The following is a 26,912-nucleotide window of genomic DNA, read 5'->3' as shown; positions in this document are numbered from 1 at the left end:
GAGTGGGGAGTCCCCGGCGGGGGTGAGGTCGGGAACCCGCGCGTATGCGGCCGGGCCGAGGCGCCGACAGCCGGCGGGGGCACCTCAGTCGAAGAGGATGATTCCGTTGCGGGTGCCGACGATCAGTTCGCCCCGGGAGCCGGCGGCAAGGGCGGTGCACGGGGAGGGAAGGTCCACTTCGCGGTGGACGGCGCCGGTGCGGGTGTCCATGACGACCACCACGTCCCTGCTCGCCACGGCATAGGACACGCCGTCCGGGAAGAGGGCGGCGTAGTCGACGTCCACTCGCGTGACGTGCTCGTGGGCCACGGGCGGCGGTGACGGCGGGCGGCGGTAGAGGCGGCGTCGGCCCGTGGCGGGACGATGCCGGGGCGGGCGCTCGTCGCGACCGGTGAAACGGGGCAGCAGGGACTCCCACGCGATGATGCGGGTGTGGTGCCCGCCGGTCACCAGGAGTTCGTCACCGCGCGGCCCCGTCAGGGTGAACGCCTCGGTCATGTCCAGCCCGTTCAGGACCGCCCAGCGCCGGGTCGACGTGTCCAGCACCCGTACGCCCACCCCGTCGACGTGGACCAGGACCAGCAGTCGGCCCCCGCAGCGCACCGCGCGCACCGCGCCGGCCCCGGTCTCCTCCGCCTCGGCCGAACACGGCTGGTCGTGCCGGGGTCCGCGGGCGATGTCGTGGACGGCGACATGGAGGTCGGCGGCGGTGCCGTAGGCCAGCGGATTCGGCCGCGCGTCCCAGACCGCCAGCGAGAGCAGCGCCTGTGCATCCGGGCCGTCCGGGAGCGCGGCCAGCCGTACCCGCTCCCGGCGCTGGTGCGGCACGGGCGTGACCAGGGGCCGTCCCGCGGAGGCGACGGCCCCGCCTGTGCCGAAGTCCCAGTATTCCAGCAGGCCGTCGGTGCCCCGGGCGAACAGCAGCGGGCGGACCGCCCGACCGGGCGACCGCCAGGCGACGGTGGCGAGTTGCTCCACCCCGCCGCCGCTGACCGGGCGCAGCCGCCGCAGCAGCGCCCCGGTCTCGCCGTCCCGTACCTGGAGCGACCCGTCGGCGCTGCCCGCGACGACCGCCAGGCCCCCGTCCAGGGCCACCGCCGCCACCGCGGACACGGGCCGTACGGCGTCCAGCAGTTCCACCGCGCGCCGGCCCTCGGGGGTCTCCCGTACCTGCCAGACCTGTCCCTGCTCGTCCCCGCACAGCAGTCCGTCGCGGGTGGCGTGCAGCGAGCCGACGGGCTGTGGCATCCGCCGCTCCCAGCCGTCGTCCAGGCACACCAGCCGGGAGTCGGTGCCGCAGCCGAAGAGCCGGCCGCCGGCGTGGGCCAGGGCGAGGACCGTGCCCCGGTGCGCGGCACGGGCCGGTCCGAGCGGCAGGTACCCCGGCAGCGACCACTCCCGGACGGATCCGTCGAACGCGCCGGCCGCCAGCCGCCCCGAGCCGTCGGGGGCGAGGGTGAGCGCCGTGAGCCACACCGGCTCGTCCGGGGCCGGTCCGGACGCGTACATCCGCCCCGCGCCCACGTCCCAGCAGGCCATTCGGCCGGATCCGGTGCCGGCGACCACCACGTCCCGGCCCCGGACCCGGCCCGCCGTGACGGCGGTGACGATCTCGGGAAGGGTGAACTCCTGCTCGGCCACGGGGAGTCCGTCCCGCAGCACGAGCACCGCGACCCGGCCGCTGTGCTCGCCGGTGACCACGTAGGACCGGCCGTCCGCCGTGTGCCCCACGGTGGCGCAGCCGATCAGCGGGACCTCCCAGGGGCCCGGGTCGAGGACGCGGCGGCGCCACAGCTCGTGCGGCCGGTCCAGGTCCCAGCAGCGGATCCGGGCGTCCACACCGACCGTGAGCAGCGCGGGCGCGCCGCCCGGTCCGCGGATCTCGCCGGCGGCCAGCAACGCGCCTTCGTGCGCGGTGATCTGCACCGAGTCGGCGGCGTGGACGGAGGGCCAGAACCGTACGACCCCGTCGGACCCCCCCGCGCAGACCGTGCCACCCGCCGCGCAGACGGCCGCGGCGGCGTGTCTGCGGACCTGGCCGCCCACGCGCTCCCCGGACACCAGGTCGTAGAGCTGAAGACCGCTGCTGTTCCCCTGCACGGAGACACAGGCGGTGGGTCCGAGGTCGAAGGCGGCCACCCGGCTCGCGGTGCCGGGGTCGACCCGCAGGGGCAGACCGATCGGACGGCCGCTGTCCAGGTCGATCCGGTGCAGTTGGCCGTCGGCCGTGACCACGGCGACGATCCACTGCCGGCCGACCCTGTGCACCGCGAAGGACGCGACGGCGAAGGTGCCCCTCAACAGGGTCCGCAGCGGCCCGCGGGTGGCGACGGCGGACAGCCGGACCGTGTGGTCGTCGCCCGCGGTGACGAAGAGGCTGCCCTGCGGGTGGCCGGCCACCCACTCGATCCGGGTGACCGGCCCCTCGTGTCCGGTGTTCACCTCCACGCCCGATGCGCGGCTTTCCGTGTCGAACGGCACCACCCGCCCGTCCTCGTACCCCAGCAGCAGCGTCAGATCCGGCAGGCCCTCGGGCGCCGCGCACGCGGTGATCCGGGTGCCCGGTCCCTCGGGCGTAAGGGCGAGGAGGAACTCGGCCGACAGTTCCTCCGCACGCTCTTCCCAGTTGCTGATCTGGAAGTCCCACAGGGCCCGGCGTTGTGCGCGCGTCAGCGGAGGGTGGGCGCGGGTGGCGCCGAGCCGATAGACGAGCAGCCCGCCGCCGAGACGCAGCGCCGCCGTGCCGGCCCGGCCGTCGGCCCCCGCGAGTACGGCCACCTCCGACGGCGGCTCCGGAACCCGCCGCTCGGGTTCGGTGTCCGTCGGGGCGGGCGCCAGCAGCCAGGTCTGCCGCCCGTAGGCCCCCCACAGGTGGAGCAGGCGGGCGTAGTTCTTCGTGACGATCTTCTCCTCCTCGATCGCCAGGCGCGTGGTCCAGGTCAGGCCGGCCGCCGCGCCCTCCACCTGGGGTGTCGCCGTGATCGTCCACGCGTACGGGTCGCCCCGCTGCGGGTGCACCTCCTGCCAGGTGCCACTGTCCAGGTCGCACCACATCGCCCCGTCCCAGGGCGACAGGTCCAGGAACCGGGCGCCGTACCGCTCCGGCACCACCACCCCGTTCCCGACCCCGAACATCATCGCCGCGTACCGCCGGTTCCCTTCGTGCGGGTTCCACGCCGCCCAGCGTGCGCGCCACGGCAGCTCGCCCTCCCCGGTGTCGCAGGAGTCCGCCAGGGGCTGCGCCTTGCGGCACACCGCGGCCAGCCGCAGTCGGGCCCGGATCTTCGGGTCCGCGCCGACGCCCGCCCGGTCCCGCAGCCACTCCTCCAGGTCGCGTATCGCCTGCCCGGCGCGGCGGCCCTCGAGGGTGCGGAGGCCTGCCAGGGCGGCGAGCAGCGGGCCCGGTTCGGCGCCCAGTACGAAGGCCGCGTCCTGGACCAGGGGATCGAGGACCCCGCCCGCGCCGGCGTGCAAGGCCAGGTACCGCCGGACATAGGGGTGTTCGATGTCCCGCAGCACCTCGGTCACCGTACGCTGGATCGCCGCCGCGTCCCGGCCCTCGCGCAGGTACTCGATGAGCGCGCGGTGGTAGACCCGGTAGACCGACCCTCCGCTCTCGACGCTTTCCACCACGTACGACCCGGCCGCCTGCCGCAGCCAGACGATGTGCTCGTCGCTGTACTGCGTGCCGGTGAGCGCGGAGGCCAGCCGGGGCCAGACACCGGCCCAGGGCAGGCCGGCGCCCTGGGTGTAGGCGAGCGGGAGGAGGAGGTCCCGGGCTCGGGCGGCCAGCGGGCCGAGCCGCTGCACCAGGTCACGTTCCATCGCCTCGCCGGGCAGCCGTGGGAGCCCGTCGCGCCATCGCCGGTCGTGCGGGTCCGGTAGCCGGGGTTCGCGGGCGATGGTGCGGGCGGTGATCCGGGCGACCAGGAAGGACCGGCCGGCGGCCTCCGCGACCGCCTCCGCGATCTCGTCCACCAGCCGGGGTACGGCGGCCTTGAGGACCGAGCCGCCGGCGCACAGCAGCTTGCGGGTGTAGGCGCGGACGGCGTCCGGATCGCCGTACCGCTCGGAGTCGAGGTCGATGCGCGGGACGGCGGCGGCCAGGCGTGCGGCGACGTGCGGGCGGGCACCGATCAGCAGGCGCAGCTGAAGCCGACGTTCGGGGTCGCTGAGCGGGAGGAACAGTTCGTCCACGGCCTCGTGCGGGGCCAGCGCCTCGTCCAGCGAGTCGACGAGGACGACGAGCGGGCGGGGCCTGGTCTGGAGGTGCGCGGTGAGCGCCCCGAGGGAGTCGGCGGCGCAGCCCGCGGCCGCCGAGAGGGCGTCCAGGAGTTGGCGGGTGGAGAGATGGCTCGCGTTGATGCGGACGTCCACGTCGCCGGGGCGGGGCAGCAGCGCGGGCAGCCCGGTGCGGGGCACCGACTCGCTGCGGTGGTCGTCGGTGAGGACGGCCACCATGCCGAGTAGCGAGGACTTGCCGGACCCGGGGTCCCCGGTGACCACGCACAGGCGTTCCCCGGCCCGGCGCGGGTCGAGCCAGGTGGTGATGTCGCCCAGCGCCGCGTGGCGGCCGGTGAAGTCCCAGACGTCCTCGGTGGGTACGTCGGTGCCGCGGGCACGGGGCACGAAGAACTCCCGCATGTCCTGGTCGCGGGCGCCACGTTCACGGGCGCCGAGATCGACGATGCGGTCGATCTCCTCCAGCCTGAGCCCGGCGGAGTCGGGCACGTGCCGGGGGTTGGGGAGAAAGGCCGGGATGTCCCCGGTGGCGTGGGTGAGGGACCAGACGGGGCGCTGGGCGGCGGGGACCTCGGGGTCGCTGCGGATGGCCGCCATGACGTGTTCGAGGCTGATGTGGGCGGGCGCGTGCCCGGCGGTCGCCGTGCGGCGCACGGCCCGGTCGAAGGCCGCCGACAGAGCCCCGGTGTACGCCTCCTCCTTTCGGCGCGACGACGAGACGAGGACCAGGCCGGTGGGGCCGTGCTCGGTGACCGGCTCCCGGAAGCGGCGGGCCTCCAGCGCACCACGCAGCGCCCGGTCGGCCCCCTCCTCGGAATAGCAGGCGTCGATCAGCACCAGGAGCCGCTCGACAGGGGTGTCCTCCCAGAGCTGGGCGACCAGGTCCTCGGTGGGCAGGGCGGTGCCGCGCAGATCCCGGGCGTCGCTGTCGTTCAGCAGCAGATAGTGGCGTCCGCTGTGCTCGGCGGTGACCCCGTGCGTGGCGAGATAGAGGACCACGTAGTCCTCGGGGCTGCGGTCCGGGGCCGTGGCGAACGCCCGCAGCGCGTCCTGGAGTTGGCGTCGGGTCGGGTCGAGGGCGAGGTCCGTGCCCCGGCGGTAGCCGAGCGGTCCGAGGAAGAGCTCCTCGATCCGGCGTACGTCGTCGGCGAGTTCCAGGCGCTCCGCCTCGGGATGCGCGGCGACGGAGGTGACGGCGGTGGCGATGAGGAAGCGGCGCGAGGTGCCCGGCGCCGGGCCGTCCGTCGCCTCAGCGGGGCGCGGTGCCGCACCCATGGCCCACCGACCGACGTCTGCCGCTCATACCCCGGCCTCCCCCGTCTCTCGGCACCCCTCCTCCACGGCGTGTCCCGCTTCCGCCGTGTTGAGATACCGCGTCGCGTCATGAGCCCGTGCCCCGTTGTGGACCACCTGACACCTGACCCGCTCGCCGAACAGCGGCCGGAGGTCCTTCACCAGGGCGACGACGTCCCCCTCGTCCGCGAGGTTGGTCCAGTGCCGTACGGAACCCGGCCAGTCGCCGGGCGATCCGGTGGGGCCGGTGCGCAGCCGGTCGAAGACCAGGTTGCGGACACCCAGCGGCGAGCCCAGCGTCAGCAGGGTGCGCACCGGCCAGTCCGGGCGGGCGCACAGCGCCTCGTAGGCGACGACACTGCCGAGCGAGTGACCCACCACGACCCGGGTCCGCTCGGTCACCGCGTCGGCGACCCGGTGCTGGACGGCGTCCCGCAGTGCCGGGTCGCACAGGTACCCGCGGACCTGCCTGAGGTCGAGTACGAGACCGCGCAGGGCGACGCCGGCGAAGAAGCGGGAGCGGCTCAGGGCGTTGAGGGCCCGCTGCACGGCCTGGGGGGTGCGGACCAGGGTGCGTGCGTCGGGCGGCAGCACCGTCCCGTCCGTCCGGGCCGCCTCCGCCCACCATGCCAGCAGGAGTTCGGACTCGAAGCCGTCCGCGACGTCGGAGGCGTCCAGGGGCGGATCGCCGAGTGCGAGGGTACGGCCCGGCGGGCGGAACAGATCGCCGTAGAAGACACAGCGCACATCGTCCGCCGCGAGGTCGGTCACGGCTCCGGCACGGATCAGGCCGTCGCGGAGGGCGGGGTGCCAGGTCCCGCGCAACTCCCGCTCGCCCGTGTGCTGCTGGCCGATTCCGTGGATGCAGACCACCCGAGCCATACGTCCCCCCGTGCGCGACCCCAGCGTGCACTCAGACTAGCAACGGGAGCCCCTCCGGGGCCTGTTCAGTCCAGCACCCGCCCCAGATACGCCCGCAACAGCTCCCGCATCTCCCTGATGATCTCCGCGTCGCCCTCCGGATCCACCCGGAAGGACAGGTGGACCAGTGTGTCGGCGGTTTCCACGGCCACCAGGAAGGTGCGGCGCAGGGCCTCGTCGGGGGTGCGGCCGAGGTAGCCGGAGAGGAGGTCGGTCAGGCGGTCGGCGACTCTGCGGTTGGGTTCGGAGTGGCGGGCGCCGACCGGGATCTGGTTGCCGAAGTCGACGAGGGAGAAGCCGGGGGCGGTGCGTTTCATGGCCAGGTACTCGTCGAGCACCGCGTCCATCGCCGTCCGCCAGTCGCCCTTCGGCGCTTCCTTCAGCCGCTCGGTGACGCGCTCGGAGTAGTGCTCCAGGTTGCGCTGGGCGAGGGCGTCGGCCATCTGCCGCTTGTTGCCGAAGAAGCGGTAGACCGAGCCGATGGGCACCCCGGCGCGCACCGCGACGGCCCGGGTGCTCAGTTCGTCGTAGCCGACTTCGTCGAGGAGGTCGGCACAGGCGTCGAGGATCCGGGTCAGGCGTTCGGCGCTGCGGCGCTGTACGGGCGCTTTGCGAAGCGGTGTCGCTGGGGGCACGGGCTTCATGATGCCTTTCCGCCGGGATCAGGTGAACCTCGCCCCCCAGTACGCGGACGGATGGCCCATGCACTCATCCGGCGTCCGTGCTGCTCGCGCCGGTGCCGGTGCCGGTGGCCGAGGGGGTGGCGGGCACGGCCCCCGATGCCGACGGCGACGCCGTCTCCGCGCCCGACGCCGTGACGTCCGCCGTGCTCTCCACCGGCTTGCCGTGCACCGCCCAGACCGTGCCGTCGTCCGCGTAGAGCCGGGCGGTGATGTGGTGGGTGCCGTGCGGAACGAGGCCGGCGGGCAGGTGGTACGCGGGGGTGCGCAGCCGCGTCACCAGGCCGCCGTCCACGAAGAGGTAGGCGAGCCCCCGGCCGGCGACCGCCTTCGCCGCGGCGCCCGCCGAGGAGAAGCGGAAGCGGTGCACGTCGAGCCGTACGTCCCAGCCGCCGGACGCGTCCGGGGTGACCACCGTGCCGACCTCGGGCGCCTGTTTCTTGTCCAGCTCGCGGTAGTGGCGTCCGTTCTCGTCCGTGTCGTCGAGGATCTTGCCCACCGGCGAGGGGGACTCCGCCCCTCGCTGCCCGTGGGCCTTTCCGGTCCCGCACCCCGCCGCGGCGACCAGCAGCAGTACGCAGACCGCGAGCGCACCCGGCAGTCCACGCGTCCACGACATGCCCGGGAGCGTAGAACAGCGCGTCGCGGACCGGATCCCCCTGAAGTCGGGTTCTCGCCATCCACCGCCGGGATGATCCCGGCCCTCTTGCACCCGCCCCCACGCAATCCTACGGTGATACATAGGAATCGATGGCACGCAGGTTCAGGGAGCGATCATGAGCGATGGGGGTATCTCCCGCGCGGGCGCGTTCGAGCGAGAGCGCGGGGCGGCGCGGAAGACCGCCGAGGGGCTGGCGTACCTCTCCGGGTTCGGCAACGAGCACTCCTCGGAGGCAGTGCCGGGCGCCCTGCCCGAGGGCCGCAACTCCCCGCAGCGCGCACCTCTCGGCCTGTACGCGGAGCAGCTCAGCGGTTCGGCCTTCACCGAGCCGCGGGCCCACAACCGCCGCTCCTGGCTGTACCGGATCCGCCCCTCGGCCGCCCACCCGGCGTTCACCCGGGCCGCCGACAACGGCGGGCTGCGCACCGCTCCCTTCACGGACATCGCCCCGGACCCGAACCGGCTGCGCTGGAACCCGCTGCCGGAGCCCTCGCCCGGCACGGACTTCCTCGCCGGCCTGTGGACCCTGGGCGGCAACGGCGACGCGACCCAGCGCACCGGCATGGCCGTGCACCTCTACCACGCCGACGCCTCCATGGAGCGGGTCTTCTCCGACGCGGACGGCGAGCTGCTGATCGTCCCGGAGCGCGGCGGACTGCTGCTGCACACGGAGTTCGGCCTGCTCCATGTGGAGCCGGGACATGTGGCGCTGATCCCCCGTGGGGTCCGCTTCCGTGTGGAGCTGCTGGATGCCACGGCCCGGGGCTATGTGTGCGAGAACTACGGCTCGCCGTTCCGACTCCCCGACCTCGGCCCGATCGGCGCCAACGGCCTCGCCAACGCCCGGGACTTCCTGGCCCCCGTCGCCGCCTACGAGGACGTCGAGGGGCCGGTGGAGGTGGTCAACAAGTTCTGCGGCAACCTGTGGACCGCCACATATGACCACTCCCCACTGGACGTCGTCGCCTGGCACGGCACACATGTGCCGTACGCCTACGATCTGCGCCGTTTCAATGTGATCGGCACCATCTCGTACGACCACCCGGACCCGTCGATCTTCACGGTGCTGACGTCTCCCTCCGACACCCCGGGCCTTGCGGGTGTCGACTTCGTGGTCTTCGCGCCGCGCTGGCTGGTGGGCGAGAACACCTTCCGGCCGCCGTACTTCCACCGGAACGTGATGAGCGAGTACATGGGGCTCGTCGAGGGGGCGTACGACGCCAAGACGGCCGGGAAAGGGGGCTTCGTGCCCGGCGGCGGGTCGCTGCACAACATGATGTCGGCGCACGGCCCGGACCGGGAGACGTTCGACCGGGCGAGCGCGGCCGAACTGAAGCCCCAGAAGGTGGACGACGGCCTGGCGTTCATGTTCGAGACCCGCTGGCCGGTGACGCTCACCCCGCAGGCGGCGACCGCCGAACACCTCCAGCAGCGCTACGACGACGTGTGGCAGGGCCTGGAAAGGCACTACCGCCCCTTGCACTGAAGCTCCTTGCGCCGACGCCCCTTGCATCGAAGATCCCTCACCGGTACGGATGGCCCGTGACCTCCTTCGCCCCGGACTCGATCGTCCTGAACCGCAAGCTGCCGCTCTGGTACCAGGTGTCGCAGTCCCTGCGCGCCTCGATACTCGGCCGCTCGCCCCTGGACCCGCTCCGGCTGCCCACCGAGGAACAGCTCGCGGAGCACTACGGCGTGAGCGTGCTGACCATGCGGCAGGCGCTGAAGGAGCTGGAGGACGAGGGCCTGATCAGCCGGCACCGCCGCCGGGGCACCTTCATCGAGCCGGACGCCCGGCGCGGCACTCCGGTACGGCTGCTCGGCTCGGTGGACGCGATCGTGGCCCAGCAGTCGGGGATGACGGCGGAGCTGCTGGACCACGGCATGGTGCCCGTCACCGGCGAACTCACCGAGTACTTCCCGGACCTCGCCGAGGTGGCGACCTATCACCGCCTCCGCAGCGACGAACAGACCGGTGAGCCCACCAACCACGCCCGCAACCATGTCCGCCCCGAACTGGCCGAGCGCATCGACCCGGAGGACCTGGCCCGGCAGCCGATGACCAAGGTGCTCCGGGACGTCGTCGGCGCGGACATCAGCCGCATCACGGACACGGTGGCGGCCCGGCTCGCCGACCCGGAGACCGCCCGCCTGCTCCGAGTCCCCCTCCTCAGCCCGATCCTGCACTACACGGGTGTCACCTACGACACCGCCGGCCGGGTCCTGGACCTGGCGGTCATCCACTACCGCGGCGACCGTTTCTCCTTCACGGTCACGCTCGACGCCACCTGAAGTCGTCGTACGATGCCGGGCGTGACGCACGACGACGCTCCGCTGCTGGCGGACCTCATGCCGTGGTCCGTCGCACCACTACGGCTCGGCCGGGGGTGGCCGACGGCCCCCGACCCGACGACCCTGAAGACCCGCTGGGACGCCCTCCTCAAGGCCGGGGGCCCCGACCGCGAGACCCTGTTCGAGCCGACGCGCGCCCGCACGGTCCACTCCGCGGCCGCCCAGCTCCCCGGCCGGCTCAGCGGCACCGGACCGCTCGCCGACGCGTCGGACCCCTGCCCGGACCCGGTCCGCGTCCTGGCCGCCCCGTTCGACGAACAGTGGCTGATCCCGGACCACCGCCTGATCGACGCGGCCCGCCCGGAGTTGTGGCGGGTGGCGGACGACCACCAGGTCTTCGCGGTGGAGTCACCGGAGGGCATGCCCCTGCTGGCGACCTCCCTCCTCCCCACCCTGCGCGCCGGCCGCATCCGCCCGCTGTACCGCCGCCCGGGCGGCGCGGAACCGAACCTGGCGCCGGGACTGCCGGCGTACCTGGCCGACCGGCTGGGCCGAGGAGTCACCCCGCTGGACGTCCTGGCCTGGACCCTGACCACGATCCGCCCGGACCGCACCGTCCCGCTCACCGAGGACACCGACCTCTGGGCACAGGGCGTGGAACTCGGCCACCGGGCCCTGTGGCTGCTGCGCCGCGACGGCGACCGTCCCAAACTCCCGGGCGGCCGCCGCCCGTACGTCCGGTCCCCGCTCCCCGCCCGCCCCCTCACGATCCGCTACGACACGGAGGAGGAAGCCCTCCATATCGACGAAGGCCGCATCTCCCCGGTACCGCCGGAGGCGTGGGACTTCAGGATGGGTGAGGTGCGGGTCCTGGAGGCATGGTTCACCACCCGCACCCAGCAGGGGGAACCAGGCACCCTGTCAGCGATCGGCCCCACGACGTGGCCGCAACAGCTGACCTCGGAACTGCTGGAACTGATCACGGTCCTGGCCCTGTTGGCGGACGTCCGCGCACAGCAGGCCGCCTTGGAGATCAAGACGCAGATCACGGCTACAGACCTCACGACGGCGGACGTACTCCCGCCCCCGGGGACAGCCCGCAAACCGGCTTCGGTCCTGGATCACCACGAGGAAGGCCCAGCAGGCCAGTTCACGTTGCTGTGACCAACCTGTTCGGGGGCGCGGGGAACTGCGCGACCAGCCCCCACCGCCCCGCACCCTACGACGACGCGAACCCACCCAGCACCCTCTCCAAGGCCCGCCTGAAAACCCCCTCCAGATCAATCGGCCCCGAATCCTCCGCGAACGCCTCCGCCATCCGCGGATACGCCCCCGAGGCGATCTGCCCCCCGAGATAGGCGGTGCGCACCGCGTTCTCCCGCTCCTCCGACCACGGCAGGTTCCGCACCCGCTCAGCCGTGTCGATCTCGTTGCGCACATAGGTCGTCACCACACCGTTCAGCATGGCGACGAGCTCAAGCTTCGTGCCGTACGACGCGTCCAGCGGATCCAGGCAGGCCAGGCAGTGCTCCAGATACCGCAGCGCATGAGGACTGAACCCGTAGACCGGTGACATCAGCCGCGGCACCCAGGGGTGCCGGTGCATCAACTCCCGCGTCTGCCCGGCGACCCGCATCATGTCGGCCCGCCAGTCCCCCGTCGGCTCCCACAGCTCGTGCTCCGAGCTGACCGCGTCAAACATCAGCTCGTGCAGGTCCTCCTTGCGGGGGACGTAGTTGTACAGGGACATGGTCCCGCACCCCACCCCGGCCGCCACGTGCCGCATCGACACGGCGTCCAGCCCCTCCGCGTCGGCGATGCGCACCGCGACGGCGGCGATGTCGGCGCGGGTGAACGCCGGCTTCGGCCCTCGCCCGGCACGCTCCGGACGCGTCCAGATCACCTCGGGTTCGGCCCCTCGGACTGCCATCGATCATCACCTCGCCCACCATGCTAGTTACGTACGCCGTACGTAGTGCGCTATGGTCACCCCGTGAATACTACGTACGCTGTACTTAGTGAAGGTCTGGAGAAGCGCTTCGGCACGGTGTCCGCGCTGCGCGGTCTCGATCTGGCCGTCCGGCGGGGCGCGGTCTGCGGACTGCTCGGGCCGAACGGGGCAGGCAAGACGACGGTCGTACGGCTGCTGGCCACCCTCCTCCGGCCCGACGCGGGCTCCGCCCGCGTCGCCGGGCACGACGTGGTCCGGGACCCGGCGGCCGTGCGCCGCAGCATCGGCGTCACCGGCCAGTACGCCTCGGTCGACGGCGATCTCACCGGCCGCGAGAACCTGCGCCTCTTCGCGCGGCTGCTCCGGGTGCGGAGGCCGGACGACCGGGCGGCCGAGCTCCTCGGCCGTTTCGGCCTCACCGAGGCCGCCGACCGCAAGGCGGCCACCTATTCCGGCGGTATGCGCCGCCGCCTCGACCTCGCGGCGAGCCTGGTCCGCCGTCCTGCCGTGCTCTTCCTCGACGAGCCCACCACCGGCCTCGACCCGGCCGGCCGGAACGGCATCTGGGACGCGGTGCGCGAGCTGGCGGCGGACGGTACGACGGTGCTGCTCACCACGCAGTACCTGGAGGAGGCCGACCAACTTGCCGACGACATCGTGCTGATCGACCGGGGCCGGGTGGCCCGGACCGGCTCTCCCGCCGAACTGAAGGCGCTCATCGGCTGGTACGCGGAGGCAGTGGTCGCCGACCGGGACGCGCTGCCGAAGGCGGCCGCGGTTCTCGACCGGCTCACCGGCAGGGAGCCGCGGTTCGACCACGACCGGCACACCGTCGGCGCCGTCACCACGGATCCGACCCTCACCCTCCCCCGTCTCGTACGCGAACTCGACGCGGCGGGTGTCCCGCTGCTCGACGCGAGCCTCAGACCACCGACCCTCGACGACGTGTTCCTCCGACTGACGGGAAGCCCCGCATGAGTGCGCTCGTGTACGACGGTGCCGCGATGACGGGCCGGCAGCTGCGCCGGGTCCGCAACAGCCCCGGCCTCGCGGTCCTCACCCAGCTGATGCCGGTCAACATGCTGCTGTTCTTCGGCTATGTCTTCGGCAGCGCGCTGGCGATGCCGGGCCCCGAATACCGCTCGTTCCTCGTCCCGGGACTGTTGGTCGCGACCGCGGCCGGCGGGGTCATGACCGGGATGTTCCAGGCCGCCCAGGACACCCACCGAGGGGTGACGGACCGCTTCAGGGCCATGCCGGTGAGCCGGGCCGCCGTACCGCTGGGACAGGCGGTGGCCGACCTCGTCGTCACCACGGCGGGTACCGTGCCCCTGCTCCTGGTGGGTCTCGCCGTGGGCTGGCGCGTGGAGGGATCGGCGGCCGCGGCGGCCGGCGCGGTGGGCCTGCTGCTCCTGTTCAGGTTCGCCTGCACGGCCGTCGGCATCTACCTCGGCCTGCTCACCCGCAGCGAGGAGGCGGCCGGCCAGCTCGGCGCGTCCACCTTCGTGCTGCCGCTGCTCTCCAACGCCTACATCCCCACCGGCAACCTCCCGGGCTGGCTGCGCACGCTCGCCGAGTGGAACCCGATCAGCGCGGTGACCACCGCCCTGCGCGACCTCTTCGGCAACGCTCCCGTACCCGACGGCGCGGCCTGGCCGGTGGCGCACCCCGTCGCGGGGTCGGTCGCCTGGAGCGTGGTCCTCGTCGCCGTCTTCCTGCCCCTCGCCGTCCGCCGGTACGGGCGCTGCTGACAAACCCGCCGGTCACCGGACATGATCCAGCGCATGGACCGTCTCCCGCTGCCCCTCGAAGGCATCACCGTCGTCGCCGTCGAACAGGCCGTCGCCGCCCCCTTCGCCACCCGCCAGCTCGCCGATCTCGGCGCCCGGGTCATCAAGGTCGAACGCACGGACGGCGGGGACTTCGCCCGCGGCTACGACACCGCCGCCCACGGTCTCGCCTCGCACTTCGTGTGGTGCAACCGGGGCAAGGAGTCCGTCGCGCTGGATCTGAAGGACCCGCGCGGCCTGGACGTCGTGCGGCGGCTGGTCGCAGAGGCGGACGTCTTCGTGCAGAACCTGGCCCACGGTGCCGCGTCCCGGCTCGGGCTCGACGCGGCCACCCTGTGCGCCGCGCACCCCCGGCTGGTCGCCGTGGACATCTCCGGGTACGGGGCGTCGGGGCCGTACGCCGACAAACGCGCGTACGACATGCTCGTGCAGTGCGAGGCGGGCCTGGTGTCGGTCACCGGGACGCCGGAGCAGCCCGTGAAGGCCGGGATCCCGGCCGCGGACATCGCGGCGGGCATGTACGCCTTCTCGGGCGTCCTCGCGGCGCTGGTGCGGCGCGGGACCACCGGCCGGGGCGGGCCGGTGGAGGTGTCGATGCTGGAGGCGCTGGCCGAGTGGCTGGGGCATCCGCTGCATCACACCATGCACGGGGGGACGCCGCCCGAGCGCACCGGTCTGGCGCACGCCGTGATCGCACCGTACGACGCGTACCCGACCGCGGACGACGGACGGGTGCTGCTGTCGGTGCAGAACGACCGGGAGTGGCGGCGGCTGGCCGAACAGGTGATCGGGCTGCCGGAGTTGGGTGCGGATCCGGCGTTCGCGACGAACGCGGCGCGGGTGGCGAACCGGGCGCGGACCGACGAACTGGTCGGGAGGGCGCTGAAGGCGCTCGGCACCGACGAGGCGCTGGCACGGCTGGAGGCCGCGGGCATCGCCTGCGCGCGGCTGCGGGATCTGCATGAGCTGGCCGGGCATCCGCAGCTGGCGGCCCGGGAGCGGTGGCGGGAAGTGGGGTCGCCGGTGGGGCCGCTGCGTGCGTTGCTGCCGCCCATCACGCTGCCGGGCGGGGACGAGGCGCGGATGGGGGATGTGCCCGCGCTCGGGCAGCACACCGAGGCGCTGCTGCGTGCCGTGGGGATGACGGACGCCGAGATCGCAGCGCTGCGCCGGGACGGTGTGGCGGTCTGAGCGCGGGCCTGACGGTCAGGCGGTCAGTACTTGTTGCCGCCGAACAGCGAGCGGCGCAGCCGCCGCAGTGGCGCGAAGAGGGAGACGCGGCTGACCCGCGCACCCCGGTCGCTGCGCTGCGCGGGTTCACGCGAGGTCAGCTCACGCATCAGCGACGTCGCCTCGACCGCCTGCTGCTGCGGTATGGCGGGACCCGCCAGCACCGACAGATGGCGGTCGAGGCGCGAACTGGTCGCACCACTCCCGCAGGTGATCGCAGGAACCCTCGCCCTGCTGCGTGTTATCTGATCCATGTCACTCCCCACCCGTACGAGTCCACCCGGCCCGGGCAGGGTAACCCTATCGCCCCGATGGGGCACTCGTGTATCGCGGTCACAGGATTCACCTTCCCCGCAAGGGCGTTGACGACCCCTCTTGAACTACACTTTGACTACTCTCCGAATCCAACCGATTTCAGGGCGAGTTGGACAACTGGCTGGCTGGTGGGCTGCGCTGACCCACCGGCGGGCTCGACGGTCACCGCGAGTGACGTCGCCGATTTGCTCAGCCCCCTGGCGACCAGGGGCGTGTCGGCCTCGAAGAGCCCGAGGGAGCGCGGTTGCACACGGGGGCGCATGAGCCAGAGCTGGTGCACCCGGCCGTTCGACGGGGTGCCGTATCCGCTGAGCGTGACGACGGCCTGCCCCTCCGATACGGAAGCCACCGCTCCGATACTTCGGCCCTGGGCGTCCTTGTAGCTGGTCGCGCGGGCGTCGGTCGCGGCCAGAACGTGGGCGATCTCACGCGACTGGGCCCGCTCGGCGTCGAGCTGATTCTGCGTCCGGTCGGCCTGCACCGCGAACAGCGAGGCGACGACCAGGGCGGCGGCCGCGGTGGCGGTGGCGAACGGCACGAACAGCGGGCGCGGCCGCCGGCGCGGCGGCGGGGGCTGTGCGCCCCAGACGTGCGGCGGCAGATTGGGCACGCGCTCCTGGCCGGGGGCCGGCTCCTGCGGGGTGGCGCGGACGGCGGCCAGCACCCGGCCGCGCATCGCCAGGGGCGGCGGGGCCGCCGCGGAGAAGGCGAGCCGTACCGCGTCCTCGGTCAGCTCCCGGACCTCGTCGGCGCACCGGTCACAGTCCCGCAGATGCTTCTCGAAGCGGCGCCGCTCGCCGGGCTCCAGGGCGTCCAGGGCGTAGGGCGCGGCCAGCGAGTGCAGGTCCTCGCGGTGCAGCAGACGGCCGACCAGGCTCACGCCACACCTCCCAGGCAGTCGCGCAGCCGGGTGAGTCCGTCGCGCATCCGTGTCTTGACCGTGCCCAGCGGCAGCTTGAGCCGCTCGGCGACCTCACGGTACGTGTAGCCGTCGTAGTAGGCGAGCGTGACGGACTGGCGCTGCAGGGCGGTGAGGCGGTCCAGGCAGCGGCGTACCCATTCGCGCTCCAGGCCGGCTTCCACCGTTTCAGCGACCTGGTCGAAGGCGGGTTCGCCGGCCCGCAGCGCCTCGCGCTGCTCGCGTTCGCCGGCCGCGCGGGCGCTGCGCACCCGGTCGACGGCGCGGCGGTGGGCGAGGGTGAGGATCCAGGAGAGGGCGCTGCCCCGGCCGGGGTCGAACTTGGCGGCGGAGCGCCAGAGTTCGAGGAGCACCTCCTGGGCCACCTCCTCGGACTGGGCGGGGTCGCGGACCACCCGGCGCACGAGCCCGAACACCGGCCCGGACACCAGTCCGTAGAGGTCCTCGAACGCCTTCTGGTCGCCACCGGCGACGAGCACCAGCAGTTCGTCCGCCTCCACCCCGTCCCCCCTCCTGTGGCCGCACCCGGCCCGTCCTCCCACACCAGGCATTCGCAACTGACGCACCTCCGGCAGAAGTACGTATGCGGGAGGCAAAAACGCGGGTCGAGCAGGAAGAAAAGATTTTTTTCTTCCGACCAATCCAAACGGCCCTCCGGCTCCGTATACCCGTCCGTCAAGCAAGTTGGGACCGAGGGACGGACGGCATGACACCTCTAAACTCCAGGAGCGGCGCAGGGCGCAAGGGCCTTGTCACGCTCATCTGTGGGGCACTGGCCACCGGCGGGATCACAGCCGCCAGCGTCGCCGCGCTGGAACCGGGGGCGGCCTCCGCCTCCTCCCACCGGGAGGCCCCGCTCATCTCGGGCACCCCCCAGTACGACAACACCGACCTGTACGCGTTCGTCAGCCCGGACAAGCCCGACACCACCACGATCGTGTCGGACTACATCCCCTTCGAGGAACCGGCCGGCGGCCCGAACTTCTACCAGTTCGCCGACGACGCCCAGTACGACATCCACATCGACAACAACGGTGACGCGCTGGACGACCTGATCTTCCGCTACACCTTCCACACCCAGATCAAGAACAAGAAGACGTTCCTCTACAACACGGGCGTGGTCGACAGCCTGAACGACCCCGACCTGAACGTCACGCAGTCGTACGACGTCGACCTCATCAAGCTGAAGAAGGGGAGGGTGGAGCGCACGACGAAGGTCGCCGACAACATCCCGGCGGCGCCGTCGGACGTCGGCAAGGCGTCGATGCCGGACTACGCGAAGCTGCGCTCGCAGGCCATCTACAAGACGGCCGGCGGCGGCGCGACCTTCGCCGGCCAGGCCGACGACCCGTTCTTCGCCGACCTGCGCGTCTTCGACCTGCTGTACGGCGGCAACCTCAGCGAGGTCGGCAACGACACCCTCAAGGGCTACAACGTCAACACGATCGCCCTCCAGGTGCCGAACTCCCTGATCCGGCAGTCGGCGTCGCGTCCGACCGTCGGCATCTACGCGACGACCCAGCGCAAGAACGCGCAGGGCTACTACTCGCAGGTCTCGCGCCTCGGCAACCCGCTGGTCAACGAGGTCGTCAACCCGCAGAAGGACAAGGACAAGTTCAACGCGTCCCAGCCGAAGGACGACGCGCAGTTCCTGAAGAACGTCACCAACCCGGAACTGCCGAAGCTCATCCAGGCGATCTACAACATCAAGGCGCCGTCCGAGCCCCGCAACGACCTCGTCAGCGTGTTCCTCACGGGCGTCAAGGGCCTCAACACGGAGCAGCCGCAGGCGAAGCCGTCGGAGATGCTCCGCCTCAACACGTCCATCAAGCCCACCGCCAAGCCCAAGCGGCTCGGTGTGCTGGACGGTGACAACCAGGGCTTCCCGAACGGGCGCCGGCTCACCGACGACGTGATCGACGAGGCGCTCCAGGTGGTGGAGGGCGAACTGGTCGGTTCCAAGAACGACCTGGGCGACGCGGTCGACAAGAACGACAAGAGCTTCGAGAAGTACTTCCCGTACGTGGCCGAGCCGACGGCCGGCTCGCGCGGCAAGATCGCCAAGGCGGCGGCCGGCAGCAGCACGAAGAGCGCGCTGGGCGACGCCCTGACCGGTTCCGGTGACAACAACATGACGCTGATCGCGGGCTCGGCGGCCGCGGGTGCGGCGGGCGTGCTGCTGATCGGCACCGGGTTCGGCTGGTGGCGGCGGCGGATGCGGCGGCCGTACTAATCGCCGTTCCGGCAAGGGCAGCGGGGTGACTGCGGGTCGGCGGTGGCCGGTCGCGCAGTTCCTCCCCCAGCCTTCGGCCGGGGGTGCCCCCAGCGCCCCTTACGGGGCGCTTGAGGCGCCCTCCATTTACTGGCGCGGCCCGCACCCACCCAATCCCCCACGGCGCGGGCCGCGCCGCCCCGCGCGAAACAGTTACTAGGAGAGGGCATGGCCCCGGGTACGAACGACAAGCAGCCCGCCGAGACGAAGGACGACGAGCGCGTCACCGCCCTGCGCCGGTTCGCCGCCGCGGGGCGGAACTGGCGCCGGGCCCAACTCGCGGGCTCCGCCGTGCTGATGGCCATCGCGCTGACCGGCGGGGCGATCGCCTTCGGGTCCACCCGTGACGGCGGTACGGCGCCGGTCGCCACGTCCAGCGCGGTGGACCCGGCGCTGCTGGCGAGCGGGGACCTCGACACGACGATCGCCTCCCTCCAGGCCCATCTCCGTACCCAGCCGAAGGACTCCGACAGCTGGGCCACCCTCGGCCTCGCCTACGTCGAACAGGCGCGCACCAAGGGTGACCCGTCCCGCTACCCGCAGGCCGAGAAGTCCCTCAAGCGCGCGCTCCAGATCACCCCGGACAACGACCAGGCCCTGGCCGGCGAGGCCGCGCTGGCCGCGGCCCGGCACGAGTTCGCGCAGGCGCTCACCTACGCGGACCAGGCTCTGAAGCAGAACCCGTACAGCGCGAACGCCCTGTCCTCCCGGATCGACGCCCTGGTCGAACTCGGCCGCTACGACGAGGCGAGCAAGGCGGCCGACCTCGCCGACCGGCGCAAGCCGGGCGTACCGGTGTTCACGCGGTTCGCGTACGTCCGGGAGCTGCGCGGTGACGTGCAGGGCGCACGGCAGGTGCTGGAGCAGGCCCTGTCCACGGCCACGTCGAAGGGTGACATCTCCTACGTGTCCGCCCAGCTCGGTCTGCTCGCCTGGAACCAGGGCGACTACAAGAGCGCGCTGGACTACTACGCCCGCGCCCTGACCGCCGACGAGAACTACCTCCCCGCGCTGGAGGGCCGGGCCCGCGCCCAGGCGGCGACCGGCGACCGGGCCGACGCCATCAAGGGCATGGAACTGGTCGTCTCCCGCTACCCGCTCCCCCAGCCCCTCGTCGAACTCGGTGAGTTGTACGAGGACCGGAACGCCAAGGGCGACAAGGCGAAGGCCGAGGACCAGTACGCGCTCGTCGAGGCCTGGATCGCGCTCGCCCGCGCCAACGGCGTCAACGCCGACCTCGACACCGCCCTCGCCGCCGCCGACCACGGCAACAAGGCCGAGGCCCTGAAGGCCGCCCGCGCCGAGTGGGCCCGCCGCCACACCGTGCACACGGCGGACGCGCTGGCCTGGGCGCTGCACGTCAACGGCAAGGACAAGGAGGCACTGCCGTACGCCCGCCGGGCCACCGCGACCGGCTACCGCAACGCCTCCTTCATCTACCACCAGGGCATGATCGAGCTGGCCAACGGCGAGAAGGCGGCCGGCCGCGCCGCCCTCACCAAGGCCCTCAAGCTCAACCCCGGCTTCTCCCCGCTGGGCGCCCGTACCGCCCGCAAGGCGCTGGAGGACTCGAAGTGAACCTCCGCCGGATCGCCGCCGTCTTCACCGTGGCCTGCGCCGCGACGCTGTTGTCCGCCACGGGCGCAAGCGCCCACCCGCTCGGCAACTTCACCGTCAACAAGTACGACGGTCTCGTCGCCGCCCCCGGGCAGCTCCGCGTCGACCACGTCGAGGACCTCGCCGAGATCCCGGCGACCCAGGCCAAGCCCGACCTGAAGCGGCTGGGCACCGCCAAGTGGGCCGAGCAGCGCTGCACGACCGCGGCCGACGGGAGCGAGCTCACCGTCGACGGCCGTTCGACCCCGCTGACCGTGCGGGCCAGCCACGCCGAACTCCGCCCCGGCCAGGCGGGCCTGAACACGCTCCGCGTGGAGTGCCGCTTCACCGCGCCCCTCCCCCAGGGCACCACGGCCACCCTCGCCTTCCACAGCGCCGGCGCCGACACCGGGCCCGGCTGGCGGGAGATCACGGCGCGCGGCGACCGGATGACGCTGACGAAGTCGGACGTACCGAAGACGTCCGTCTCCCACGAACTCACCAGCTATCCCAAGGACCTGCTCTCCTCCCCCGCCGACATCACCACCGCCGCCGTCCACGTGCGGCCCGGCGGCCCGGCCCTCGGCCAGGAACGGCAGGACACCCCGGGCGCGGAGATCCTCCCCCGGGGCATCGACCGCTGGACCCAGGCCCTGACCGACCTGGTCGCCCGTCACCACCTCACCGTCGGCTTCGCGGTGCTCGCCCTCTTCATCTCGATCGGCCTCGGCGCGATGCACGCCCTCGCACCGGGCCACGGCAAGACCCTGATGGCGGCGACGGCAGCGGCCCGCGGCGGCCGCGCCCGCCTTCGCGACGTCCTCCCGCTTGCCGCGTCGGTCACGGTCACCCACACCCTGGGCGTGGTCGCCCTCGGCGTTCTGGTGACGGCCGGCTCGGCGGCCACCCCGTCGGTGATCGCCTGGCTGGGCATCGCGAGCGGCCTCATGGTCCTGGCGGCGGGCGCGAACCTGACCCGTAGGGCCTGGCGGAACCGGACCCACGAGCAGGCGCACACCCACGGCGACCATCACCACGATCACGAGCACGACCACGAGCACGAGGCGCCCGAGAAGCGGGAGCTGGCCCTGGTGGGGGCACACGAGCACGCCCGTGCTCACGCCCACACACACGATCACGGGCACCCGCACGATCACGGCCACGACCACTCGCATGGCAACGGGCACGCTCATGACCACGACCACGCTCATGGCCATGACCACGGCGCTCAGCCACATTCTTCAGCCCGTCTGGGGGTACCCCCTCTGGGGGAGTTCGAGGACGAGGCCGTTCAGGCCGAAGGGGGGTCTGGAGGCGCAGCCCCCAGTGACGCCCACGCCAACGGGCACACGCACTCTCACGGCGGCCACACCCACACCCACCCCACGGCCCCCACCCTGCGCGGCACCATCCTCCTCGGCTTCGCCGGCGGCCTCGTGCCCAGCCCCTCCGCCGTGGTCGTGCTCGTCGGTGCCGCCGCCCTCGGCCAGGCCTGGTTCGGGCTGCTTCTCGTGGTCGCCTACGGCGTCGGTCTCGCGCTGACGCTGACCGCCGCCGGGTTCGCCGTCGTCAAGCTGGGTACGGGAATGACCCGGGTGCTGGACAAACGCCCTCGCTGGACCACCCACCCCATGGCGGCCCTGGTCCACAGGACCATCCCGCTCGTCTCGGCACTCGTGGTGGTGGCCCTGGGCGCCGGACTGGTGCTCAAGGGGGCCGCATCCGCGCTTCTCTGAGTTACGTTTGTGATGAATTCGCGCGAGCTGCCGTGGGGGGCACCCGTGACCGAACAGCCGGGCCGTGAGCGAGTGATCGCGGGCCGCTACCGACTGCTGTCCCCGCTGGGCGAGGGCGGCATGGGCACCGTGTGGCGGGCCCGTGACGAGGTGCTGGGCCGCGACGTCGCCGTCAAGGAGGTGCGGGCGCCCGCCGGGCTGCCCGGCTCCGACGTCGAGCGGATGTACGCCCGGCTGGAGCGCGAGGCCTGGGCCGCGGCCCGGGTGGCGAACCGCAATGTGGTGACGGTGTACGACGTGGCGATGGAGGGCGGACGGCCCTGGATCGTCATGGAGTTGATCCCGGGCGTGTCCCTCGCCGACGTGCTGGAGGCGGAGGGGCCGATGTCCCCGCAGCGGGCGGCGGGCGTCGGGGCCGAGGTGCTGTCCGCGCTGCGGGCCGCGCACGCCGCCGGGGTGCTGCACCGGGACGTGAAGCCCGGCAACGTGCTGCTGTCGAACGACGGCCGGGTGGTGCTCACCGACTTCGGGATCGCCACCGTCGAGGGCAGCTCGGCGCTGACCATGACCGGCGAGGTGATCGGCTCACCGGAGTTCCTCGCCCCGGAGCGGGCGCTCGGGCGGGCGTTCGGCCCCGAGTCCGACCTGTGGTCGCTCGGCGTGCTGCTGTACGCGGCGGTCGAGGGCGCCTCGCCGTTCCGGCAGGACACCCCGCTGAGCACCCTGCGGGCCGTGGTCGACGAGGAGTTGCCGCCGCCGTACCGGGCCGGACCGCTCGGTCCCGTCATCGAAGGGCTGCTCCGCAAGGACCCGGCCGCGCGGATCTCCGCCGAACAGGCCGAACGGGACCTGCGGTTGGTCGCGGCAGGGGGCACGCCGCACACGGCCACCACCGTCCCGGTCCCGCCGCCGTACGAGGCCCCGACGCTCGTCGCCCGCCAGCCCCGGTCCTCCTCCCCCACACCCCCGATGCCCACCCCGGCGGACACCCGGCCGCCCGCCGCCGACCACGACGGCAACCGCAGGGCCGGTACCGTGCTGCTCATCGGCCTGGTGCTGGTGGTCCTCGCGCTCGGCGGACTGACGTACGCCCTCCTCAACCGCGACAACGGCAACGGCAACGGCAACAACGCCGGAGCGAGCCAGTCGGCCAGCAACCTCAGCTCCCCGGCACCCAGCCGGAGCAGCAGCACCGCGTCCGAGTCCCCGTCGGCGTCCGCGAGCAGCAGCGCGCCCCAGCAGAGTGTGAAGGTCAGCGTGACCGGGTCCCGGACGGACTACTCGGGGTCCTGTCCGCCGTCGACGGCACAGGCGCCCACGTTCACCGCGACGTTCACGGTCGGGAGCGTGCCCGAGGACGTGCAGTACCGGTGGGTGCTGAAGAACGGGAAGCTCGACGACCAGGGCTGGAAGACGCTGTCCTTCCCGGACGGCGGCGGGAAGACCCGGCAGACGGGGGTGACCGTGACGACCTGGTCCGACAGCGGGACTTTGAGCGACGCGATCGCCGTCGAGGTGCGCAGCCCGGTGGAGACGACGTCCAACTCGGTACCGTTCTCGGTCACCTGCACCAAAACGACGGAGACCCCGACCGACGGGGCCTCCGCTTCGCCTTCGCCTTCGAGTTCGTACTAGAGCTTTCGTACCGGAACTCAGGACGCGTTGCTGGTCAGCACCGGCAGGTAGCCGCCGGACTGGCCGGCCGCGGTGGGGTGGTACGACTCGGTGATGTCCAGCCAGTTGACGCTGTGCAGCCAGGAGCTGCCGGAGCAGATCTCGTGGCTGGAGAACGCGTTGCGGACGTCGCCGAAGGTGAATCCGTGGTCGGCGGCGCGCTTGGCGATCGCGGTGTCGATGTAGTCGGCGGCGTTGTTGATGGCGGTGCGCTTGGTCGAGGAGAGGCCGAGGCACGTGGTGCCCAGCAGGTAGAAGCGGGGGTAGCCGAGGACGACGACCTTGGCGTTGGGGGCCTTGGCGCTGATCGCGTCGTACACGTTGTCGAGCTTGCCGGGGAGCGTGGAGTCGACGTACGCCTCGGCGGTGCTGATGCGGGACAGGCAGGTGCTGTCGGAGCTGATCACACAGGTCGTCATGACGTCGGCGAAGCCCGCGTCGTTGCCGCCGATGGTGACGGAGACCAGGGCGGTCGAGGAGCTGAGCGTGCCGAGCTGGCCGGAGAGCACGTCGTCCGTGGTGGCACCCGAGCAGGCGAGGAACGAGAACGAGGACGGGCTGTGGGCGGCGTTCCACAGGTAGGGATAGGCGTTGGTGCTGCGGTCGCAGCTGCCGCTCGAGCTGATGTAGCTGCCGGCGCCGACGCCGGACGCGTACGAGTCGCCGAGCGCCACATAGCCCCCGGTCGCGGCCTGCGCTTCCGTCGCGGCCGCCCCGGTGAGGGCGAGGCCGGTGGCGAGGAGGAGTGAAGTCACGTATGCCGTAATTCGGGAACGTCTCATGGAACCTCCCTTTAGCAGGATCTCTGCCATAACTGGCGTACCAACTACGCGTGTTGATGGGAAGTGTCCATGCCAAAACTGTTCAGGATCTCAACCAGCCCTAACCGGAGCGATCCCGGGCGTTCCCGGCGCGTTTGATTGCATGCCCATGACAGCTCTGTGACAGGTCGTCAACTCCCTTGTTCTTTGCCCGGGGAAAACCGATTCTTTACTCGGTCCGTGAGCGGAACGCGACGCTCCCGGCCCGTGTGCGCGAAGCCGCGCGCACACCCCCACACGCGTGCGCCGACCCGGGCGCACGCTGCCTATGAGGAGGACTCCCTCGTAATGGCACATCTGCGTATCCAGAAGCTGCGGTTCGCCGCCGTCACCACCGTGGCGGCCGCCGCCCTCGTCGGCGGACTCACCGCGCTCCCCGCCCAGGCGGCACCCGCCACCGGCAGGGTGCTGCACGCCGGCTCCCCCACGGCCGTCAAGGGCAGCTACATCGTCACGCTGAAGAACAGCGCGGGCCTCAAGGCCTCCTCGACCGCCGGCAAGGGCCTGGTCAAGGAGTACGGCGGCACGGTGAAGAAGACGTTCGGCAAGGTGCTGAACGGCTACTCGGCCGAGCTCTCGGCGACCCAGGCCGCGAGACTCGCCGCCGACCCGGCGGTGGCCACCGTCGAGCAGGACCAGACGGTCCGCCTCACCGACACCACCCAGTCCAGCGCCCCCTGGGGCCTGGACCGCATCGACCAGGCGAGCCTTCCGCTGTCCGGCACCTACACCTATCCGGACACCGCGGGCAGCGGGGTGACCGTCTACGTGATCGACACCGGTGTGCGGATCACCCACACCCAGATCAGCGGCCGTGCCTCCTACGGCTATGACGCCGTCGACGGCGACACCACCGCCTCCGACGGCAACGGCCACGGCACCCATGTGGCGACGACCATCGCGGGCTCCACGTACGGGGTCGCCAAGAAGGCGAACATCGTCGCCGTGCGGGTGCTGGACAACAGCGGCTCCGGTACCACCTCCGGGGTGATCGCGGGCATCGACTGGGTGACGTCGAACCACACCACTCCGGCGGTCGCCAACATGTCGCTCGGCGGCTCGGCCTCCACCTCGCTCGACACCGCGGTCGCCAACTCCATAGCCAGTGGGGTGACCTACGCGATCGCGGCCGGCAACAGCAGCGCCAACGCCTCCTCGTACTCGCCGGCCCGGGTCTCGACCGCCATCACCGTCGGCGCCACCACCAGCTCCGACGCCAAGGCCAGCTACTCCAACTACGGGTCGGTCCTGGACCTCTTCGCCCCCGGCTCGTCGATCCTGGCGGGCTACAACACCAGCGACACCGCCACCGCCACCCTGTCGGGCACCTCCATGGCCACCCCGCACGTGGCGGGCGCGGCCGCCGTCTACCTCGCGGGCCACACCTCGGCCACCCCGGCCCAGGTCGCCACGGCTCTGGTCAACGGCGCCACGTCCAACGTGCTCACCAGCGTGGGCACCGGCTCGCCCAACAAGCTCCTGAAGCTCGTGTCGTAATCGATCACCGGAACACACCGGAATCGAGCGACTTGTTCCCCGGAGACATCAGGTGTCTCCGGGGAACGGTCATGTCCGGAGACCCGCTTGACGCCTCCAGTTCGGCTGCGCGACATTGAAGCCCGGCATCCGACGCCTTGGGGGGCAAAGTCGGCCATGCAGACCATACGTCTCAAGACATCATCAACAGCGGACGAACGGGCACGGCCAGGACCGGGGAGGGACCTGGTGCCCTTGCTCGCGGGGGTCGCGACGGCCGTCGCCGGGACCGGCGCGCTGCTCGCACTCACCGACTCGGGCTCGACGTTACGGGGGCCGTTCGCGCTGTTCTTCCTGCTCGCCGCGCCGGCCGCGGCGATCGGTGCGGCACTGCGCGGACTCGATCCGCCGGCCCGCGTGCTCACCGCGCTGGCGGGTGCCGTCGCCCTGGACATGCTGGTCGCCCAGGGCATGCTCGCCACTCACCACTGGTCCTGGCGCGGCGGTATCGCCGCCGTGACCGCGATCAGCATTCTGCTGCTTCTACTGGTACTCCTGCGACCGGTGGAGCGCATTCTCAAACGGATGTCCCGGCGAGCCGGGAAAATCCGTTCGAGTTGAAGAACAAGGTAGGCCAAAGTTTCGTAACGGCCAAACCAATAAAAACGTGAGGACCAGTTCCGGGACTTGCCATACTGGTCCAATCGTCAATACCGTCATACATCTCACCCGCATCGGATCGTCATCAAGCGGCTCTAGGGGAGGGCTCAAGGACCGCGATGTTCCGGAGCGGGGCGCGGTAGGGGGGTGCCGTGCTCGGTGACCGCAATGACCACTTTCGTTTCTCGTGTGACCACTGTCGTTTCCGAGTCGTGCCGCGCGACCGGCTGCCGTTTGCCGGCAGACCGGGCTGCTTTGCCAGCTCACCTGGGGATGCGGAGATCCTTTTTCCGTGCCAAGGGTGAGAAGAACCCCCCTTTCGAACCGGACACCAAAGCGGGCTGCCCAAGGGGCGGGCGGCCCACCGGACGAGAGGGACAAGA

The 26,912-nt window shown here is 72.0% G+C and carries 21 protein-coding genes; 12 read left to right on the top strand and 9 right to left on the bottom strand.

What is annotated here, in order from left to right; genetic code table 11:
* Window positions 1-84: 84 nt before the first annotated feature.
* The 4 genes from ABT137_RS07185 to ABT137_RS07170 form a co-directional block, all read right to left on the bottom strand.
* Window positions 85-5,517, bottom strand: coding sequence for a caspase family protein (locus tag ABT137_RS07185; protein ID WP_351703831.1), 5,433 nt, complete (start codon window positions 5,515-5,517; stop codon window positions 85-87).
* A 24-nt stretch (window positions 5,518-5,541) separates the two neighbouring features.
* Window positions 5,542-6,417 carry a hypothetical protein gene (locus tag ABT137_RS07180; protein WP_351703828.1) on the bottom strand — a complete coding sequence of 292 codons (876 nt, stop codon included), beginning with the start codon at window positions 6,415-6,417 and terminating at the stop codon, window positions 5,542-5,544.
* 65 nt (window positions 6,418-6,482) lie between these two features.
* Window positions 6,483-7,100, bottom strand: a complete 618-nt coding sequence (locus ABT137_RS07175; protein WP_351703825.1) for a TetR/AcrR family transcriptional regulator — start codon at window positions 7,098-7,100, stop codon at window positions 6,483-6,485.
* Between the two features lie 64 nt (window positions 7,101-7,164).
* Window positions 7,165-7,755: a hypothetical protein gene (locus ABT137_RS07170; RefSeq protein WP_351703822.1), complete on the bottom strand. Its 591-nt coding sequence runs from the start codon at window positions 7,753-7,755 to the stop codon at window positions 7,165-7,167.
* 157 nt (window positions 7,756-7,912) lie between these two features.
* Here ABT137_RS07170 and hmgA point away from each other — a divergent pair, with 157 nt between their 5' ends.
* The 3 genes from hmgA to ABT137_RS07155 are packed head-to-tail and all read left to right on the top strand — an operon-like array spanning window position 7,913 to window position 11,253.
* Complete coding sequence (gene hmgA, locus ABT137_RS07165; RefSeq protein ID WP_351703819.1) at window positions 7,913-9,283, top strand: homogentisate 1,2-dioxygenase; 1,371 nt, start codon at window positions 7,913-7,915, stop codon at window positions 9,281-9,283.
* 56 nt (window positions 9,284-9,339) lie between these two features.
* Window positions 9,340-10,089 carry a GntR family transcriptional regulator gene (locus ABT137_RS07160; protein ID WP_351703816.1) on the top strand — a complete coding sequence of 250 codons (750 nt, stop codon included), beginning with the start codon at window positions 9,340-9,342 and terminating at the stop codon, window positions 10,087-10,089.
* 12 nt (window positions 10,090-10,101) lie between these two features.
* A complete protein-coding gene (locus tag ABT137_RS07155) occupies window positions 10,102-11,253 on the top strand; it encodes a type ISP restriction/modification enzyme (protein ID WP_351703813.1) in 1,152 nt (383 codons plus the stop codon).
* A 55-nt stretch (window positions 11,254-11,308) separates the two neighbouring features.
* On the opposite strand, the gene ABT137_RS07150 is transcribed toward ABT137_RS07155, so the two are convergent.
* On the bottom strand, window positions 11,309-12,019 hold the full coding sequence (locus ABT137_RS07150; protein ID WP_351703810.1) for a TetR/AcrR family transcriptional regulator: 711 nt from the start codon (window positions 12,017-12,019) through the stop codon (window positions 11,309-11,311).
* A 63-nt stretch (window positions 12,020-12,082) separates the two neighbouring features.
* On the opposite strand from ABT137_RS07150, the gene ABT137_RS07145 reads away from it, so the two are divergent.
* From ABT137_RS07145 to ABT137_RS07135, 3 genes are read left to right on the top strand one after another with little or no spacing between them, the layout of a single operon-like run.
* On the top strand, window positions 12,083-13,018 hold the full coding sequence (locus ABT137_RS07145; protein ID WP_351703807.1) for an ATP-binding cassette domain-containing protein: 936 nt from the start codon (window positions 12,083-12,085) through the stop codon (window positions 13,016-13,018).
* Complete coding sequence (locus ABT137_RS07140) at window positions 13,015-13,791, top strand: ABC transporter permease (protein WP_351703804.1); 777 nt, start codon at window positions 13,015-13,017, stop codon at window positions 13,789-13,791. Before ABT137_RS07145 ends, ABT137_RS07140 begins: the two co-directional genes overlap by 4 nt.
* A gap of 33 nt (window positions 13,792-13,824) precedes the next feature.
* Window positions 13,825-15,021, top strand: coding sequence for a CaiB/BaiF CoA transferase family protein (locus ABT137_RS07135; protein WP_351703801.1), 1,197 nt, complete (start codon window positions 13,825-13,827; stop codon window positions 15,019-15,021).
* A gap of 23 nt (window positions 15,022-15,044) precedes the next feature.
* On the opposite strand, the gene ABT137_RS07130 is transcribed toward ABT137_RS07135, so the two are convergent.
* The 3 genes from ABT137_RS07130 to ABT137_RS07120 form a co-directional block, all read right to left on the bottom strand.
* On the bottom strand, window positions 15,045-15,314 hold the full coding sequence (locus tag ABT137_RS07130; protein ID WP_351703798.1) for a hypothetical protein: 270 nt from the start codon (window positions 15,312-15,314) through the stop codon (window positions 15,045-15,047).
* Window positions 15,315-15,451: 137 nt separating this feature from the next.
* Window positions 15,452-16,255 carry an anti-sigma factor gene (locus ABT137_RS07125; RefSeq protein ID WP_351703795.1) on the bottom strand — a complete coding sequence of 268 codons (804 nt, stop codon included), beginning with the start codon at window positions 16,253-16,255 and terminating at the stop codon, window positions 15,452-15,454.
* The gene (locus ABT137_RS07120; RefSeq protein WP_351703792.1) at window positions 16,252-16,794 is read right to left on the bottom strand and encodes a sigma-70 family RNA polymerase sigma factor; all 543 of its coding nucleotides are present in this window, start codon (window positions 16,792-16,794) and stop codon (window positions 16,252-16,254) included. Before ABT137_RS07120 ends, ABT137_RS07125 begins: the two co-directional genes overlap by 4 nt.
* 206 nt (window positions 16,795-17,000) lie before the next feature.
* Between ABT137_RS07120 and ABT137_RS07115 the strand changes: the two genes are divergently transcribed.
* The 4 genes from ABT137_RS07115 to ABT137_RS07100 all read left to right on the top strand — a co-directional run bounded on the left by ABT137_RS07115 (window position 17,001) and on the right by ABT137_RS07100 (window position 23,533).
* The gene (locus ABT137_RS07115; protein WP_351703790.1) at window positions 17,001-18,527 is read left to right on the top strand and encodes a DUF4331 domain-containing protein; all 1,527 of its coding nucleotides are present in this window, start codon (window positions 17,001-17,003) and stop codon (window positions 18,525-18,527) included.
* Window positions 18,528-18,734: 207 nt separating this feature from the next.
* Window positions 18,735-20,144 (top strand): tetratricopeptide repeat protein, encoded by a 1,410-nt coding sequence (locus tag ABT137_RS07110; protein ID WP_351703787.1) that lies wholly within the window; start codon window positions 18,735-18,737, stop codon window positions 20,142-20,144.
* Complete coding sequence (locus ABT137_RS07105) at window positions 20,141-21,898, top strand: nickel transporter (RefSeq protein WP_351703784.1); 1,758 nt, start codon at window positions 20,141-20,143, stop codon at window positions 21,896-21,898. The genes ABT137_RS07110 and ABT137_RS07105 overlap by 4 nt, the downstream gene beginning before the upstream one ends.
* 12 nt (window positions 21,899-21,910) lie before the next feature.
* Window positions 21,911-23,533: a serine/threonine-protein kinase gene (locus tag ABT137_RS07100; RefSeq protein ID WP_502984484.1), complete on the top strand. Its 1,623-nt coding sequence runs from the start codon at window positions 21,911-21,913 to the stop codon at window positions 23,531-23,533.
* Window positions 23,534-23,550: 17 nt separating this feature from the next.
* Here ABT137_RS07100 and ABT137_RS07095 read toward each other — a convergent pair whose 3' ends face one another.
* Entirely contained in the window at window positions 23,551-24,354 is an 804-nt protein-coding gene (locus ABT137_RS07095; protein WP_351703778.1) for an SGNH/GDSL hydrolase family protein, read from the bottom strand.
* 327 nt (window positions 24,355-24,681) lie between these two features.
* On the opposite strand from ABT137_RS07095, the gene ABT137_RS07090 reads away from it, so the two are divergent.
* The gene (locus ABT137_RS07090; RefSeq protein ID WP_351703775.1) at window positions 24,682-25,890 is read left to right on the top strand and encodes a S8 family peptidase; all 1,209 of its coding nucleotides are present in this window, start codon (window positions 24,682-24,684) and stop codon (window positions 25,888-25,890) included.
* 228 nt (window positions 25,891-26,118) lie between these two features.
* Window positions 26,119-26,490, top strand: a complete 372-nt coding sequence (locus ABT137_RS07085) for a hypothetical protein (RefSeq protein WP_351703772.1) — start codon at window positions 26,119-26,121, stop codon at window positions 26,488-26,490.
* Window positions 26,491-26,912 lie beyond the last annotated feature (422 nt).

It is taken from the genome of Streptomyces sp. NPDC001980, assembly GCF_040296885.1.
Lineage (GTDB): Bacteria > Actinomycetota > Actinomycetes > Streptomycetales > Streptomycetaceae > Streptomyces.
The sequence above is the reverse complement of the archived record's forward strand: the minus strand, read 5'-3'. Positions and strand labels throughout refer to the sequence as shown.